Below are 17,749 nucleotides of genomic sequence, written 5' to 3' on the forward strand. Positions count from 1 at the left end.
TACCACTATTTTTTTATAACACTCACTTCATCGATATGAAGCGTCGTACCGCCTGGTGAATCGACATAAAATCCGATATCAATCGTATTGTTTGTCACATAGATATTGTCAAGGGAGATATACTTCCAACCATTGTTGTTTGATAAGTTGATATATTGTGCGGAGCCACCATAATTAGTGATCTCTGCTCTTGCAGTCGTCGGGATGGTGTTCTTTAATTTCACCCAACCTTCAAACTTATAATACGCATTGTTCTCTGGAACGGTAATCATTTGATGAATACTTTGTTTATACGCTCCTGGTGCGTACATAAAAGCCCTTTTATCACTTCCAAAAGGTGATTCTGGAGGATTAATTCCAGATCCACTGTCGATACCAAATGCAACCGTCTGGCCTGTCGGATGCCATTCTGTCCAATTGCTATTGAACGATGTATCCCGATCGAAGCCGCCATTATCTAGTAAGTTTTTTTCAGACTCGATGGTAGACGGAAGAGACGAACTTACAAGTAATCGATCAAGGTTCACATTTCCAGAATCCGTAGAATCGTATTTTACTGCAATCTTGTTTGAACCACTGTTTAAACTCACAGTCTGTGTAACTGTCTTCCAATCGTTCCAACTTCCTGTTACAGGAAAACTCATTTGGTTCGTCTTAGTTCCGTTCACGTATAAACTCATAGTCTTAGCTGTTGTAGCGCCGTTTGAGTACTTAAGAGATACCTGATAACTTCCTGCACTCGGAACATCTACTTGAAACTCAGACTGAGCACTCACGGCTGAGAACTTATCTGCGAACCCAGAACCTGAATAGAACCAGTGGTCTTTATTCGTTCCACTACCACCTGTTAAGGTAGAGCTCTCTGCCTCAAACTTCGCTGCAATAGGAGAAAATGGAACGGTGATGTTATCAATGTTTACGTTGCCAGAATCATCCATTTCCCCTGAATACTTATAGGTGATGATGTTCTGACCTGCATTTAACGCCAGAGTCTCAACTTTCGTCCCCCACGTATCCCAGTTAGCTAGATTCGTTAGAAGTGTTTGCTTAACACGTTTTCCGTTCACGAACACACTCACTTTTTGATTAGATCCTGAAGCGTTTGCATATCTTAAATTAACCGAGTAGTCACCTGCTGTTTTTACGTTTGTGTAGAACGTAACGGCAGCTCCTTTATTATCAAAACCTTCCACAAAACCAGTTCCTGTGTAGTTTGTATGATTGTTATTAACTTTTGATTTTGTCGTAACTGTATCTCCTGATAACGAACCTTCTTCTGCTTCATATTGAATAGAAGTTGCAGAAACCGTAGCGCTTCCGTTTAGCACGATGTTCTTTAAGGAAGTACTCTTAGCCGCTACTTTCACGTACGTAACATCTCCGTATTCATCTTTTCCAACAGCCCATCCTTCTCCATTGAAAGACTGGAGTGCCTGTAAGTTTGATTGAGACGATAGTGCAGATCCATTGTTTGTTACTGAAGTTGCTGCTTTACCGTGCACTTTAAAGATGTAATATTCGAGAGAAGGGTTATACGTACCCGTCTTACCATTGATCTTTACATTGATTCCACTCGCTCCGTTGTCTTTCACGCTCAAAAACTGTTTTAGATGTGAAGTAGACTCGTATCCATATGATGTTCCATCGTCATCATAATAGTTGAACGTCGTCTCTGTAGAATCTGGGAATGTATCCACATAGATCGTCTTCACACTTGATTGCCCGACATAATCTTCCGCTTTTTGAGAAGGAATGATCGCTCCCTTCTTAATAAAGAGCGGTACATCTGTCCACGTTTCTGCGTTTACCGGATAAGAGATCGTTTGATTTCCTGAATACGTTTTACCTTTAAAATAATCGATCCATGTACCAGATGGGAGATAGATGTTCTTAGAAGCTTGTTGTTTACCAACAACTGGAGACACAAGCATATAGTCTCCAAACATCCACGAATCTACGTTGTTCTTAACATTTTGGTCATTTGGATAATCAAAGATTAACGGTCTGACTAAACCTTTTCCATTTTCATACGCGCTTCGTTCGTAAGAATACATATAGGGAAGAAGTTTGTATCGAAGTTGGATGGAACTCTTCGAAATTTCTTCTGCTGTCGCTCCATAAAACCAGGGTTGACGTTGTTGGAAGTTGTTACCGTGTACTCTGAAAACAGGTGTGAACGCACTGAACTGCATCCATCTTGCATAAAGCTCTGGACTTGGGTTTGATATCGAACCATCTTGTTGGTTGAATCCTCCTGTGTCCATTCCCCATTTTGCTTGACCTAAGTTTACGGACGACAACATGACAGCACGTTGATCTTCCATTCCAGCAGCCCAATCAATCTTCTCGCCTTTTTTGAACTGAATCCCGATGTCTCCTGACCAAAGAGTGGTGCCGTAACGTTGGGCTCCTGGATAATAAGTTCGTGCGGTCTGCCATACTCGTTTGGTCTTGTTGGTATAACTGTTCTGCCCTTCAAATAACGCTTGAGAAAGATGAGTAGTCGTAAAGTTACCAAACCAATATTGTGCGGCACCTGATGATACCTTATCTGTCTCATCGTTCCACCAGCCTACGATACCTTTGTCAAAAGCATCTTTGGAGTTGTTCCAAAGCCAAGTCCGTGCGTTTGCGTTATAAGGATCGATGCTTCGAACGTTTACTGGAATAAAATAATCCTGGTATTCATTGTGACCGGGATACCAATATCCTCCCGCCTGTGCATCGTTGTATTGAACCGTCCGCTGACCTCCAGCGAGTTGTGTTACAATGCGTGGTTTTGTGATACCGATCATTTTAATTCCCTTATTGTCCATGGTGGTCTTAAAGGCTGTTGAAGATGAACTTGGAAACTTCGTTGTATTCCATTTGAACTCTCCGTATTGGTCCTCTCCGTACTTCTTCCAATCATAATCAAGTCCATAACTATCGATTGGAATGTTCTTTGCACGGTACGTATCGACCATCGATGTCATTTCAGTCTCATTCGTGTCCCATTCGAAGTTAGAGAAACCTAATGCCCATTTTGGTAGCATCGGAGCCCTTCCTGTAATTTCTGAAGCTGCATCCATAATCTCGTTCGGGTCACCTAGCATCACATAATAATCTAAATCCGTTTTTGTGTATCTCCTACCTTCAGTAGGTGTTCCACCGTAATAAAACTCCATCTTGCCTGTTACTTCATCCGTATAGGGATATCCTCCATCACTATCTACTAAAAGGCCATACCCGGCGGTGGACCACATGAAAGGACCACCAGCATCTCCTTGCTCACCAGCATGAGCCCCGTGAGCGTTATTGTTACGAAGTATATCCCCTCCACCTTCAAACGCATTATAACTACGAATTCCATAGATGTTGTGGTTTACAGGATGAACGAACCTCACACCATCATAGAAGACCCCGCCTGTCGCAGGTTCCCATAACAAAGTGGTCCCGTCTGCTTTTTTAATCGTCATGCGACATGGGTTCTTTTGTATCTCAATCTTCATCTTGCTTGTCGATACAACGATCGGATTTGATGTTGTGTTGATTGTAGCTCCCGCTGCCGCCCATGTCTTGTTCGGATCAATCATCGGAGTATCTGGACTTTGTGCCACTCCGTTTGGTCGATAGTTCACTTTCAAAATGTTTGTCTTTAGTACCTTTATCTCTAAAAGATCATCGTTCGGTTCTGCTCCATTGTCGATTGTGAGTAAGATTGTATCCCCCGTTACACTCGTATTGATTACATTCCCGAGTGCGTTCGCATACGCATGCGCTTTATGTTCAGGAAAAGAACTCAGAGGTACTAGTGAAAGTATCAGAACTGAAAAGCTGATAAAAAAACGGCTCATTCTTTTTTTCATGTTTATACCCGCCCTTCTTTGATTTCTAGAAAATAGACTTAAGGAGGAAGTCCCCCTTAAGTCTGGTAAAACTACTTTCTGATAACGATATGATCAAGATTGATCCCAAGTTGGCTCAAGGAATCGTATTGCAAGCGAATCGTATTTCGTCCTGCGTTCATAGTAATTGGAACCGTTGTCTTGTTCCAAGTATCCCAATTCGCGGTTAGAGGGAACGAGAGATCTTGTGTTTTAACTCCATTGATCAATAGAGCTCGTTTTGCGGTTCCCCCAGCGGAACTATATCTTACATCAAGTGAGTAACTACCAGCTGTCTCCGCAAAAACATCAAACTGTACTGCATCTCCCGTTGTTTCAAATCCATCAACGAAACCAGTCCCAGTGAACCCTGGATGATCAGTGTTCGTTGTTACGTTTGTACGTGTAGCAAATTCAGCTTCATATTCAACTTTAGTCAACCCGTTTAACACAACCGTACGACTAGTAGTAGAAGAAGGTAGTTTTACATAGGTCATCTTTTGAACCGAATCGTAAAACCATCCTTGTGTGGCAGAAGTGAGTGATGATAAAGATGTGTATGATGATAAAGCTGTACCACCGACCGTGACTGTAGTTGGTTTGGTTGAGAACACTTGAAGCGTACTTTTCGTATTGATAGCAGGTAAATTGATGGTCGTTTTGTTCTGGTCGTATTGCTCGACAGACGTAATCGTTTTTACGCCTCCACCGATATCATCGTTCCACTCGTACGTAGACGTAGCTTTTGGATAGATTCTGAATGTAAGGTTGTTATAACTGTTTAAACTGTTCCCTATTGTTCCACCCAATTGGTATTGAGCGTTTAAGTTCATCGGAATGATCGCCCCTGCTTTTACGAAAACAGGAATATCATCTACACCTGCATAATAAGAGATTGTCTGTCCTCCTGGTCTTTGTTCACCGTGCCAAAAGTCGATCCATTCTCCGTTTGGCAGATAGACGTTCTTGTTGGTCTGTCCTTCGTTGACAACTGGTGCGACGAGTAGGTTATCGCCAAACATATATTGTTCGTTCAAGCCATGGGTGTTCACATCATTCGGATAATCAAGAACCATCGCTCGCATGAGTGGAATACCAGTATTACTTGTCTTCTTCGCTTCACTGTAGATATAAGGAAGAAGGTTCATACGAGTGTTCGTATACTTTGCAAACATAGGGATGATCGAATTGTCACCCGTTCTAGCGGCTGCGTTCCAAGGTGAGCGTTCCTCACTAGGAGTGGGTGACGCCTTTTCTGAGTGAAACTGCATCACTGGCGAAAAAGCTGCTTGTGACGTCGAGCGTTTGTAGAGTTCTGAAGTTGGGTAGTTCCCTGTAAATCCAGCAAGATCCCAACTCATGAACGGTACGCCTGAGATACTCGCCGTAAGTCCTGCATTGATTGCTTGTTGGAACGCATAGAACGTAGATTCCTGATCACCTGACCAGTACACTTGGTACTTTTGAGAACCAGTTGTCCCAGCACGACTAAATGTTAATGAATCGGATTTTTTGGAACGCGCAAAATCGTTGTAAGCTCTGATGTATTCGTTAGGATATTGGTTGCGCATCTCGTCTCCCTTTTTGCCGTTAGAGAACGTTGTGTTTCTTCCCCACACCATCTCTCCTCCATCGGTCTTGAATCCATCGATACCAATACCATCAAACAAGTAAGCTCGCTTTGACATCCACCAATTGGTCGCGTTTTGATTCGTAAAGTCTAAAAGTAAACTGTTTCCGAACCATGAATCTAGCGGCAGTCTATACGCTCCGCCTTTTCCATCACTCACAGCATAGTTCTGTGACAACATATACGCTTCATCGTTATCTTTCTGTTGGTACGCATACGGTGTATTCTTTTGGATAGGTACCTGCCACAGAATCAGTTTCATCCCGTTGTTATGTACCTCATCCGCCATCGCTTTAGGATTTGGCCATTTTCCTGCAGCTGGGAAGGTAAAATCGTTGTAAGAAAACGCTTGGTTACCAGGTTTAGCGGTATATTGTGCATCGTTGAATATATAGAACGTGTTTTCATCACTCCATTGTTCGAGCACTAAAGCTGTTGCCGGTATGTTGTTTGCGTTCGCTTGGTTCATCGCGTTGGATACTTCTGATTGACGATCCCATTCGTTTGCTGACATCCATAATCCGAATGCCCACTTCGGCAGCATGGTGGGTTTTGAAGTGATATCTGAGTAGTTAGAGACCACATCTTTCATATCTGATCCATAGATGAAAGAGTAATCCAACATGGAGTTCGCACTTCCACCTGTATCTGCTGTAAAGTTGTACATATCTGTTTTTTCAGTTGCGAGTTTGAACTTTGAATAATACGTCGTATTTAGATGGATTCCATAGCCGTTCGTGTTTACGAAGAACGGAATTGCCATGTATGTTTTCTCGTTTTGATTTTTGTATTGATTAAATACATACGTCTCAACATCAGTGCCTCGTTTTCTAAAGTTGTTGTAACGTTCACCAAATCCATAAAACTCTTCGTTCGTAGGTGAATAAAAATGGTTTTGTACTTTGTTCACGATTGTCGATCCGTTCGTGAGCCAGGATAAGTTTCGGTTAGAGATGCTATCGTATTCTCTTGCGATCAGTGTCACACCATCAGGTTTGTAGACACTCATCTTGTAGGGGTTCTTATCAATTCTTATTTTCAACTTGGATGTCGATATCATGTAGTGAGAAGTGTTGTTTGTGACCGTGTAGTTTGCAAGGCCAGTCGCAAAAGTACTCGTTCCTTTTGGTGACAGTTGTACACGGAACACATCATCTGCTGTAAATGAGATGTTTATTTTCGGGGTAAAGCTCCCTTTATCAGGAACTGCATTGAAGATTAGATTGTTTGTGTTGTTGGTAAGACCACTGATGCTGCTAACGCTTTCCCAATCAGTCACAGTAAACGAATAAGGACCAATTGTCTTTTCATTTGCACCATCTTTGTTCGCATGGATCGTGTAGTTGATCACATCACCTTTTACGAAGCTGCCCATGTTTACTTCCCAATAGGTGTTGTTACCACTGTTGTATTTCCAAGCTCCTCCTTTATTCGTCTGAGGAACTCCGTTCTTTGTCCAGGTAATCCATGTAGATTGTCCTGGTTCCACTGGCCACGTAGTAAGTTTGAGATAAACGTTCTCGCCTGCTACAGGATCTCGTGGAAATCTTTCTGTTTGTTGAACGGTGTAAAGATCATCAATACCATACGGATCGTGAAACACCCCATCAATAGCAAATGCACTTGGAATAGATGAAAAAAAGAAACATACAACCCAGAGCAAGATAAAACGTGGACGTGTTAATTTTTTTCTGTTCATAAGAACCCTCTTTCGTCTTTTATTGAAAGCGTTTACTTTTTGGATGATTCTATCTCCTTTCTTTTTTTAATCAATGAATAAAGTAAGTGGGAGGAATGTGAAGAAATAGAATTTTTTTCTACACAAGATAAAAGTAAATTGATTTTTCTGACAAGTCAATAAATATTTTTATATCATATACAGTACCTACTATGTTTATCTACATGGTCATCTTTCATATTGCTTATAAAATTTAACTTTATTTAAACTAGTTTTGTACTAATTTCTAGATTTTTGATGCTTTATTTACGATTTAAAACAAGATTATTGGTAAAATTTAATTTTTTGACGTTTCTTTAAGTACACAAGTTCCGCTGAAGTGGTGCACAAATGGTGCATTTTTATGATAAAACCTTTAGAGTGGTGCATTTTTGGTACACAGGTTCCGCTCAACTTTAGCAATATTGGTGCATTTTATTGCTGAAAACTCTATTTTGGTGCATAATTGACCCTTTCTTGCTAAGAATGCTTGGTATAATGTTTGTAGTGGTGCATTTTTTACATAACTATTTCTAAAATTAGAGAGGGTGTTTGTTATGAATTACGAGAACATACCTGATCGTTTGATATTGAACTATAAACTATTAAAAGCTGTAATCTATGAAGAAACAAAGATACTTTATGAAGACCGTCCTCATGTACTAGAGCATTGGCAGCAAGACGCCTTCCAAATGACAGATAGCGAGACGCGCCAGCAAGCTCCCTGTGAGAAGATGCGGCCAAGTTTTCGTGCTCTATACTTTCTCTATACTGAAACACTCTATTCTGGTGAACATATCACGAAGCACATGATTCGGGATGCTGTCGATCGCTATAAAGATACGATCAAGCTATTACTAGCAGGTCACCTGATGCAGGAGTTTCCAAACATCGAGATCAAACGCAGTGTGAACGAAGAAAAGATCGAAGAAGCACTCGACCGAGAGTATATCTATTCGAGCATGGATATCGACTTCCACCTCATGCGTGACATCGTGACAAAGAAGAAAGAATACAAAGAGGGTGACACAGGTTACTTGGGTACAGAAATTGTAGACAACAAAGGGCAGGTTCGTGGTATGGCCGAGTTACGGCCAAATGATACAGGTGTTGGAGAACTTGCGTCTGACCAACAAGAGATCTGGCTTGAACTGATCGAATCTACTCTTAGCTCATTGGATGAGATGACAGCGGACCTCTTCGACCTCATCACCTACCTTTGGATGGTCACACCGAAAGATAGTGATGGATACATAGAATTTCATAGCAGTGACGCTCTTCGCCTCCGCAACCTTCGTAAACGGAGTTCGAACGGTAGAGAGCTCGATTACCGTGAGGAAGATCGCTTTAACATCATGAAACGTGTGGCTGCTCTTTCTTCCATCTGGGTTTCGCTTGGTGATCAAAAAGTCAAAGTGATCAACGCTGAAGAGATGCAAGATAACGAGCTTTATAAGTTTAAAGACTTTCAGAGAATGTTTGAGATCGGTAAGATTCGTGTGGCTTACGATAAGAAGACGGGTGAAGCTCGAGGAATCTATGCCGTTCAAGTAAAACCGACTTCGATCCTAACGCCTTATCTTGAAGGACCGAACCGGTCTATCGGTCTACTTGATCTGAAAATTTTTCAATACAGTCACTATACCCAGCGTGAACAAAAACGATTAGCGCGTTACTTGAATCTCCAATGGAAGATTCGTACGATGAGAAGATCCCTTAACCAACCTTTTAAAGTATCAACCATTTTAAAAGTGTTAGATATCTCAACGCGGTACAACGGTGTCCAGATCCGAGACAAGTTTGAGAACGTACTCGATGAGTTACAAAAAGATGATGTGATCAAAACGTGGCATTATACCGAAGAAATCGACGAAGAGATGGTCGGTAAAAAGGGATGGTTCAAGAATTATTGGTCTGAGATCAAAGTGGTCATCCTCCCTCATGATGCACTCGTTAAAGAGAACAGGAAAAACCTGATCTCATCTGATCATGATGCAGATGAACAGATCATCGCTCGTATGCAGAAGCTTACACAAGATAACCTACTAGTCTCAAAGGTAGAAGAAACTCCCCTACCGTGGAAACTTCATTCTGAAACGGCTTCAACAATCGATGTTGCACCAATCTCTGTTGAAGTTGGAGATGAACCCGAACAGCAAGCTTTTGATTTCTCAGCAGAGATCAAATTAACACCAACATCGATCAAAGAGATGATTGATTCGCTCGGGATGAGTATACGTCAGTCCGCTAGTGAGATCGGTATCGCTCACACTACCCTATCTCGTTACATCAAACGTGAGAACAAGCGACAGAATAAAAACAACGAAGTAAAGATGTTGAATTGGCTTAAAGAAAAAGCAGCAAAGTAAGAGCACTCACCATAGTGGTGAGTGCTCTTTTTCACATATGAACATATGTTGTTGATATTGTATACATCAACATATACGACGTTATATAAATTGTTATTATTGATAAAATCAATAGCAAGACTAAAAATAATAGATTAACATATGGTGTTATTACTATTATATACAGCTTAGTCAATAAACATATGTTGTTATTATTATATATAGCGATATATACAACGCATAATAAATTGTAGTTAATAAAAATATTATTATCAACAGAATTAATAAAGTTACTTTTATAGACATTTAATACATATGTTACAAACCATATATATGTTGATATATACAATATGTTATAAGTTGTTATTAGTGAAAACATCATTATCATCAGCATGATTTAAGTTATTGTTATTGATATTTAAATACATATGTCATAGATAAAACATATGATGTTGTATACCATGAGTTATAAGATATTGCTAATATCCATATAGTTATTATCAACATAGTTAAAGTTAATATTATAGACATTTACATACATATGTCACAGATAATTTATATGATGTTGTATAGAATAAGTGATATGTTGTTAATACTAATATAGATAAGACTATTATTATTGATGTTGATGTCATTGAGGTTAATATGCCTTATACATATAACTTATTTTATCTATTGATCATAATGTATCAGCTAAGAGACTACTGATACTATTGTTGTTGTATGTAGTATTAATAAGACATCCTTCAATATCATTGCGTACGATATGGTTGTATACATCGTAAACATTATTGTCATTGCTCAAAATGTTATAATCGTGCACATATAATCTGTTAAACAGGAGCTCAGATCTCAGTCAGCTCCACACTTTATTTATTTAACTTAGAGAATGATTTATGACCATTTTTTATAAGTAACTATTATTCTCAAAATTGATAATGAATTGATGTAACAACATTTTTGTATATGTTAACAATAATATATATGTTATCTATATTATTATAGTTATGATACATGTTATAATTATTATTGTTCACAATGTTGAAAATATCGACAACTTATAAAGATATGCTGTAAGATACTAGATGTTATTGTCGATAACATCCTTATTGTTAACTACAATTTTGATGGTAAAATGATAAGTAACAAATACTAGATTTATAGTGAGGTGGAAATTTTGACAGCTAAAATAGTTACTTTCGGTATTAGTAAAGGTGGCTGTTCGAAGTCTATCAGTAGTGGTATCACTTCATACCTTCTCAGTAAAAATGAAAAAGTCCTAACAGTAGATATGGATGGACAAGGTAACCTAACAAGTTTCCTAACGAGTGAGTATGATATCTGTAACGTCTTTGAAAAGAAAACCGTATTAGAAGCGATTCTTGATGGTGATGCAAGGAAATATATCATTAAGATTTCGGAGAACCTAGATCTTATTCCAGCAAATGATTTCCTAGCGACATTACCGCGTATGATGTATGAAAATGGCCTTGGCCTTGATGCACTACAAAAAGCATTAGAACCCGTTATGGAAGATTATGATTGGATCATTATTGATACACCACCAGCTTTATCTGAACATACGGTAATGCCTCTTAGTACATACTCAAAAGCAGGAAGTTACGCAGTAGTCATGTTTGATGGGTCCATGTTTGCGTATTATGCGATCCCTAAGTTCCTCGAGATCATTGAAGGAGCAAAAGAAAGGTTCAATCCGAATCTAGAGACTGCAGGTATCCTATTCTCTCTAATCGATGCGCGTGCTAAAGAGAATGAGATCATGGAAGAATCTGTTGATGAAGATTATCCTGGCGTTCGTTTTAAAACGATCATTAAACGAAAAGCAGCCACTCGCCGCTTAGCGATAACAGGGTTTGATGAGAATCCAGAACTTAAAAATGCACTCGAATATTATATACCATTTGTGAAGGAGCTGAAGAAACGTGTCAAGCAAGAGCAACCTCAAAAAAATGATAAAAAAGCCGAACGCCACGCAAACATTCTTTAATTCATATGACACTGTTAGTGAAAAGAAGGAAGATAATAATAATGATGTAATTAATAAGGTTGAAGAAGATATCATTAAGAATGAAGATGAAGTTGCTAGCGAAACATATGATAAGAATAAAAACATCATAGACAACGTTGTTGTTGATAACAATGACAACAATGACGAAGATGAAGATTACCTCAGAATGCTAGCTTCTGGAAACAAAGTAAAGAAACAAAAACGGAAAAAAGTATTCACTTCCTTCTACATGGATCCTGATCTCGCTATAGAAGTTAATAACATCGCTTCTCGTGGTGAAAAAGGTGACAAGTCGAAACTAATAAATAAAGCGATACGCAATTTATTGGAACAATACGGAGTTATAGAAAAGAGCCGCTAAAAAAAGCGGCTTTTTTCAACGAAAAATTATATGTCAACATTAACAATGTTGTATATGTTAATCTTAACATCGATAATATTGAGGATATATATGTAATTAAAATCATTGCCCGAAGTTAATGTTTACTGTTTCTGGTTCTCTTCCTTGCTTAGAAAGAATTACAATAGCTTCATAATTATTTTTCCATTCCACAGTTATTTTGTCTGGTATTTTCGTTTTCATAATACTTTTGTTATTATCGTATTTGATTTTAAGAACAGGGTCAGGAAAATCATCTTCCTTAACAATTTCAATTAAGTTTTTATTATTAGGAGAATAGCTTACCTTTAATTGTGTCTCTTTAGAAGATGAAGAAAACCAAGCTACTAGTAAAACCATAAAAAGCCCTAAACTGACTAAAATGAAAAAACAGCCAATTTTGGTTAAGAAATTAGTTTTTTCTCGTTCAATGTTATAATTATCATTCCAACTCATTATTAATGTCCTTTCCGTTATAAGATTATGCATCTGAATTACATAAGCCTGAATTTTAAATATAATTAGTTGGTCAAAGATTAACTATCAAATTGTTTCGCGAATAGCTAACTCAGCTTCATTTATTTTTATGTCGAGGATCCTATTCTATCTCTTTGAATCCTTGTTATTAAACAATTCATAATATCAATTGCTATTTTATCAAACGAAGATATCATTAAGAATAATTTGAAGCAACTAACAAAACATATGATAAGAACAACAATACCATTTATAATTTTGTTAATGATAATCAAGACATAATGATGAAAATAATGATGTTATCGTCATTATTGCTCAAAATAAAATTGTAGTATCAATATGCATTGAATATATGGATAAGATGATAATACAGTATATGTTCTATATTTTCATATTTAATTTAGTTCATTCTTAAATAAGTATCTAGATTTTAATATTCAAAGTTAAAAAAAGAGGTAGAGTCCTAAGACTACACCTCTCTTTTTTATTTATTTGGTCTGAACAAAGTATATGTTAGTCACATTGTTGACATATACATTAATGTTGTTATCAAAAATACTTTTATTATTAATGCTCAAACATATCTTGTTTATGATTTTAACTAGTCATCAAAAACAACATATACAATGTTGTTATTATCATTTTCTAGTAAACTCAATCTATTACTATGATTTCCAATTAAAGCGATTCTTATACATCTTAGATAAGATTTATTGATAGGGGAGTTAGACTAGTAGATTCAAGTACTTAAATTCGAAATCCATTATTTCGCTTATAAAAAACATCTAGACTATATTCAGCTAATTCTTTTGCTTCATTATTCTTACTATGCTTAATATCAATTAGCATTTTATGAAGGTCATCGTCATCTATCATACCTTGGTTATTTCCTTCAGCACATTCTGACAGATAAAGCATCAGGTAAAATTGCACCTTAGGATTAGGATGCCGCCACATCTTATCGACCATATATTTAATGTGGATTTTATTAGTAGAGATAGTTTTGCTAAAGAACTGGTCAATTGAAATAGGTGTACCATGCTTCATCAATTCATCGACTTGATGATAAAAATTTTGGTCAGAAGAATAGGATTCTGTTAATTTTAGTATTGTATCTTTGGGTTCATTTAAATTAGTTAAAAATTCATTGAAAGAAGCAGCAATTGTCGTAATCGTTTCTTCTTCAGAATTAATATATACGATAGGGGGACTAGTCCTACAATATCTATAATCAAGAGCAACCCATTCATGTCCATCACCACCAATCAGAATTAGACCTTTAGGTAAATTCCATTCTTCTTGGAAATATGGTGTATCCAATATTCCTATATTACGTCCTATCCCCAAAAGATGATCAATCTGAATTTCTATGGAAGAATTTGATGAGTAGGTATCATGTAAAAGATAACCACCGTTCTGGATAGATAGTATCTGTAAATACTCAACAGGAAGAAAAACATCGAACAGGTTTTCTGCGTATGTAATCATTTCTTTTGTTAATGAACTTAATTTATACATATCTTCATCAATATCTAATCTCCAAAGATTCATGATTAACCTCCATCACTTACACTATTAGTCCTTAGCGTTATGATATGTGTATATAATTAATCAACATATACAACAACATATATGTTGAACAATAGAATGACATATATTATTTATTAATATCCTTAATATTCAATCGTTCATATACACGTTTTTTCAAATAACTATACTGACTTTTATTAGTGTCTTTTAATGCTTCTTCTCGGGTAGTACGTCTATCTTCATACACAATCTTTATTGGAAATTGAGAAACTGTAAAATCGTAACGTTTCCCCTGAATGACATTATAAAAATGCCAGCCCTGTGGTAAGTGAGTCTTATAGATCTCTCCGCCTAAGAGATCATTGACTACTAAAGAGGTTACACCACATTGACCATTAGCAGGATTGTTAATGCTCCATTTTGAACTCGATTTTAAGGACCAACTTTCTCTTAGAGCATATTGTAATTTTTCTATATTTAATTTACTAAGTTCCACTAAATAACCTCCTATAATACTACTACATTGTTATAAAGTTTGTTATTGATTTAATATCCAAATTGATAATTCAAAGTTGTTTGTACTTGATAGAGGTAACTTATGATAAACTAATATTATCAGAATTTTCCAATTAAAACTTGAATAAAGGGGGTAAATTAATTGATTTTTGAAATGACTTATCAAGTTCGTGTATCTGATTTTTCTAAAGGGTTAAGGTGGTACAAGGCATTGTTAAACAAAGAACCTGATTTCACACCACACGAAGGATTTGCTGAGTGGGAACTTATTCCTGGCTGTTGGCTACAAGTATCTGAAGGTGCACCGTCAGAAGGTAGTGGTCCGATTCGATTAGGTGTGTTATCAATTGAGAATGAAAGAAATCGAATGATAAAAGAATTAAATGTCGCGTCTTTTGAAATATTCACAAGAGAAGAAGTTCCTGTAAAATGGGCAACTTTTAATGATCCTTGGGGGAACCGCCTTGGTTTCTTCGAATATACCAACAAAGACGATGAAGCTAAAAGGATTAACACTATCTTAGGCAGAAAATTAGAAGTTTAAATCCTCTACTTCTTCTTTGCATCCTTCAGGGAACTCTATTTAAAAGGGTTCCTTTATTTTATGTCTAAAATCAACAATATTAAATAACATAGCCTAAATAAAAGAAAAATCGCACTCAATATGAAAATCGGTGCGATTTGCCTTGCAATTTACTTGATTGATCCCTTTGTTTTTCTTCATCTATTGTTTTCGAATAGTTGTACCTTCTTCAAGCGTTGATAACTCTTTCCTTTATTCACACGCTCTAAATAGAGGTTGGTGGTCGAGATATCAGAGTGACCGACCCACTCTTTAACATCAACGAGCGGCACCTCGTTCTCAAGCATCGTGGTAACGAACGTATGACGGAACCAGTGAGGACTGATTTTCTCGTTCACTCCCGCGATTCGCACCGCCTCTTTTACGATCTTATAGAGGTGATTATAGGTGATTCTCTGACGAGTTTCTTCCTTATTATATAGCGAATAAAAAAGAGGTGTTTCATCACTTGAATCTATCTCGGTTTTTCCTTCCCATATTTGGAGATAACGTAAAAGCTCAATCTCCGTTTCTTCACGTACAGGAACTTCACGATGTTTTCCTCCCTTACCTATCACATCGACCCAAAGTTCACCCCGACGATAATAAAAACTCCCCTTATTCAAGTTCACGATCTCACTCGCACGAAGACCGGTGGTATATAGAAGGTAACCTAGGAGTAGGTTTCGTTGCTGCAGGTGTTTCTGTTTATGTTTGGTCCGCACGACTCTTGGAAAGAACTCGATCAACCTTTCCGCATCTTCTTGGTTCAGTTCACGTAGCTGCACGCGGTTCTTATTCTCTTCGTTTAAATAATGGCCACGTTTTACTGATGGTTTATGAATCCAACGTGAGAGCGGTGCTGAGTAATACTTGGTGTCGTATCCAAAGTCGAGCAGCCTACGAAAGAACTCTAGTTTACGGATGGCCGTCTTTGCGGCATACTTCTCTGAAATGTATTCGTTGTACGCTTTTACTTCTGGGTATCCGATGTCTGAAAAAGAGAGTTCGTTTTGAGCTAAATAATCTAGCAGCGTCTTTGCATCGGCTCGGTACGCTCGCTTCGTATGATGAGAGAACTCTTTCCCTTTTACAAAAACGCGCGCAAAAAAGAACATCTCGATAAAATCCCGTTCGCTCGCTTCTCTCAAGTTGAGATTGCGATCTTCATCTAGAAAATTCTTGTTTTCCAGATTATGTATCAATTCAGTTAGTTCTTCACTTCTACTTCGTCCATTTATGATTTCCAGATTATTCATGTGACTCTCCTCTCATTATGGAAATAGAATCAACTTATTTTTATATAGTATTAGTGATTTACTTCTTAACTTATTTAAAGCTAATTACTAATTTAATAGATTATTATAAATCTATTATCAGTTAATTTATTAAAACAATCAAGATAATACATCCTTATCTTGATTGTTATAAGTAAGTATATATTGCGAACTAACGTTCCGTCAATTATTTAATGATTGAATATTAAGATAATTTTATGATAAAATCTAAAAACTTGTTTTTACATAAAAATAAAATATGGGGTGATTTTATGGCAATACTACTTAAGAGATGTTATTACAAAAAGAAAGGCTATTTTTACATCCCAGTAGTTTGGAGGGAAGAATTTCAGTTTGAAGTAGGGGAAACAGTTAGTCTGGATATTGAGAGTGATAAAATCATAATTGATAAAAAAGGTGACCGAAGATTTACTCAGGTGGTAGGCGTAAAAGGAAGAAGGTTAGAGGAAAACTAAAAGATCAAACATATAAACTCGTAGTGAAACAAGATACGGAACAAATTATATTAATACCTGCCTAACATTAATAGTTTTTAAAAAGCACATCTTTTGATATGTTTTTTATATGTATTACTAAAGTCAAGTACGGTAAATGAAATTATAAATAATTGCATCCTCAGTTTTATCTCCCTTCTTATAAGCGCGGTATAAAATTCTCTGATTTAATAATTTTTGTTAAACCGGCATGAAGTGAGCTCTTATGTAAGTTTAATGACTATCTTAATTTACACAAAAAAAGCACTTCTCCCTTCTTGAAGAAATGCACCCGATTGCAGAAGATATTATTCTTTATACCAGTTTTCATCAAATGTAAGATTCAGTGTATTGCCGAACAATGTTCCAAATCTAACGAACGCTCTTCCTCTTGCAGTAATTAGATTCCCATCTTGTACTACTAAAGAATCACAATAATTTTCTTTTTCAAAAACACCAGTCATCTCCCGGTTTTCTTCAGTCATACCAATCGTATACTTTTTCCCTTTTAAAACCCCTGCTCTTGCTAGAAGATAAGGAGAACTTGAAATACTCGCAATCACAGTTACTTTATTGTGTATTTGTTGTATAAAATCTATTAACTTATTTTCATCGTCTATCGAAAATATATCCATACATCCTGGTAACAAGAGACTATCGATTTCATTATCATTAAGATCATCAATAGTCGTATCAGGCACACAAGTTAATCCGGATTCCCCTCTAATCGGTTGATCATTAACTCCTACTGTGATGATAGGTTTATTTGATTGCATTAAAATCGATATAGCTACACTTAATTCATACTCACTAAATTGAGGATATAGTAATACTACGGTTTTCTTCAATATTAAATACCTCTTTTCAAAATTGTGCCAATAAGAAAAGGACACATTATGTTGTTACAGAAACGCACCCGATAGT

Annotated in this window: 12 protein-coding genes; 5 read left to right on the plus strand and 7 right to left on the minus strand. The window is 37.0% G+C overall.

The window, feature by feature from the left end:
* Positions 1–5: 5 nt before the first annotated feature.
* The gene (locus ABE65_RS11620) at positions 6–3,848 is read right to left on the minus strand and encodes a TIM-barrel domain-containing protein (RefSeq protein ID WP_066394999.1); all 3,843 of its coding nucleotides are present in this window, start codon (positions 3,846–3,848) and stop codon (positions 6–8) included.
* 71 nt (positions 3,849–3,919) lie between these two features.
* Positions 3,920–7,195 carry a TIM-barrel domain-containing protein gene (locus tag ABE65_RS11625; RefSeq protein ID WP_066395001.1) on the minus strand — a complete coding sequence of 1,092 codons (3,276 nt, stop codon included), beginning with the start codon at positions 7,193–7,195 and terminating at the stop codon, positions 3,920–3,922.
* Between the two features lie 575 nt (positions 7,196–7,770).
* Here ABE65_RS11625 and ABE65_RS11630 point away from each other — a divergent pair.
* The 3 genes from ABE65_RS11630 to ABE65_RS11640 all read left to right on the plus strand — a co-directional run bounded on the left by ABE65_RS11630 (position 7,771) and on the right by ABE65_RS11640 (position 11,951).
* Positions 7,771–9,582, plus strand: coding sequence for a helix-turn-helix domain-containing protein (locus ABE65_RS11630; protein WP_066395009.1), 1,812 nt, complete (start codon positions 7,771–7,773; stop codon positions 9,580–9,582).
* A gap of 1,156 nt (positions 9,583–10,738) precedes the next feature.
* Positions 10,739–11,569 carry a ParA family protein gene (locus tag ABE65_RS11635; RefSeq protein ID WP_197480297.1) on the plus strand — a complete coding sequence of 277 codons (831 nt, stop codon included), beginning with the start codon at positions 10,739–10,741 and terminating at the stop codon, positions 11,567–11,569.
* Positions 11,532–11,951 carry a hypothetical protein gene (locus ABE65_RS11640; RefSeq protein WP_066395012.1) on the plus strand — a complete coding sequence of 140 codons (420 nt, stop codon included), beginning with the start codon at positions 11,532–11,534 and terminating at the stop codon, positions 11,949–11,951. Before ABE65_RS11635 ends, ABE65_RS11640 begins: the two co-directional genes overlap by 38 nt.
* A 102-nt stretch (positions 11,952–12,053) precedes the next feature.
* Here the strand turns inward: ABE65_RS11640 and ABE65_RS11645 are convergent, their stop codons facing one another.
* The 3 genes from ABE65_RS11645 to ABE65_RS11655 all read right to left on the minus strand — a co-directional run bounded on the left by ABE65_RS11645 (position 12,054) and on the right by ABE65_RS11655 (position 14,472).
* On the minus strand, positions 12,054–12,425 hold the full coding sequence (locus tag ABE65_RS11645; protein WP_066395014.1) for a hypothetical protein: 372 nt from the start codon (positions 12,423–12,425) through the stop codon (positions 12,054–12,056).
* Between the two features lie 768 nt (positions 12,426–13,193).
* The gene (locus tag ABE65_RS11650) at positions 13,194–13,997 is read right to left on the minus strand and encodes an SMI1/KNR4 family protein (protein ID WP_066395016.1); all 804 of its coding nucleotides are present in this window, start codon (positions 13,995–13,997) and stop codon (positions 13,194–13,196) included.
* A gap of 106 nt (positions 13,998–14,103) precedes the next feature.
* On the minus strand, positions 14,104–14,472 hold the full coding sequence (locus tag ABE65_RS11655; RefSeq protein WP_231887793.1) for a YunG family protein: 369 nt from the start codon (positions 14,470–14,472) through the stop codon (positions 14,104–14,106).
* A 162-nt stretch (positions 14,473–14,634) separates the two neighbouring features.
* Between ABE65_RS11655 and ABE65_RS11660 the strand changes: the two genes are divergently transcribed.
* Entirely contained in the window at positions 14,635–15,036 is a 402-nt protein-coding gene (locus ABE65_RS11660; RefSeq protein WP_066395017.1) for a VOC family protein, read from the plus strand.
* Between the two features lie 176 nt (positions 15,037–15,212).
* Here ABE65_RS11660 and ABE65_RS11665 read toward each other — a convergent pair whose 3' ends face one another.
* Positions 15,213–16,313 (minus strand): tyrosine-type recombinase/integrase, encoded by a 1,101-nt coding sequence (locus ABE65_RS11665; protein WP_066395020.1) that lies wholly within the window; start codon positions 16,311–16,313, stop codon positions 15,213–15,215.
* 290 nt (positions 16,314–16,603) lie between these two features.
* Here ABE65_RS11665 and ABE65_RS11670 point away from each other — a divergent pair, with 290 nt between their 5' ends.
* On the plus strand, positions 16,604–16,807 hold the full coding sequence (locus ABE65_RS11670) for an AbrB/MazE/SpoVT family DNA-binding domain-containing protein (protein WP_066395025.1): 204 nt from the start codon (positions 16,604–16,606) through the stop codon (positions 16,805–16,807).
* 326 nt (positions 16,808–17,133) lie between these two features.
* Here ABE65_RS11670 and ABE65_RS11675 read toward each other — a convergent pair whose 3' ends face one another.
* Positions 17,134–17,673, minus strand: a complete 540-nt coding sequence (locus ABE65_RS11675; protein WP_066395027.1) for a DJ-1/PfpI family protein — start codon at positions 17,671–17,673, stop codon at positions 17,134–17,136.
* Positions 17,674–17,749 lie beyond the last annotated feature (76 nt).

It is taken from the genome of Fictibacillus phosphorivorans (assembly GCF_001629705.1).
Taxonomy (GTDB): domain Bacteria; phylum Bacillota; class Bacilli; order Bacillales; family Fictibacillaceae; genus Fictibacillus; species Fictibacillus phosphorivorans_A.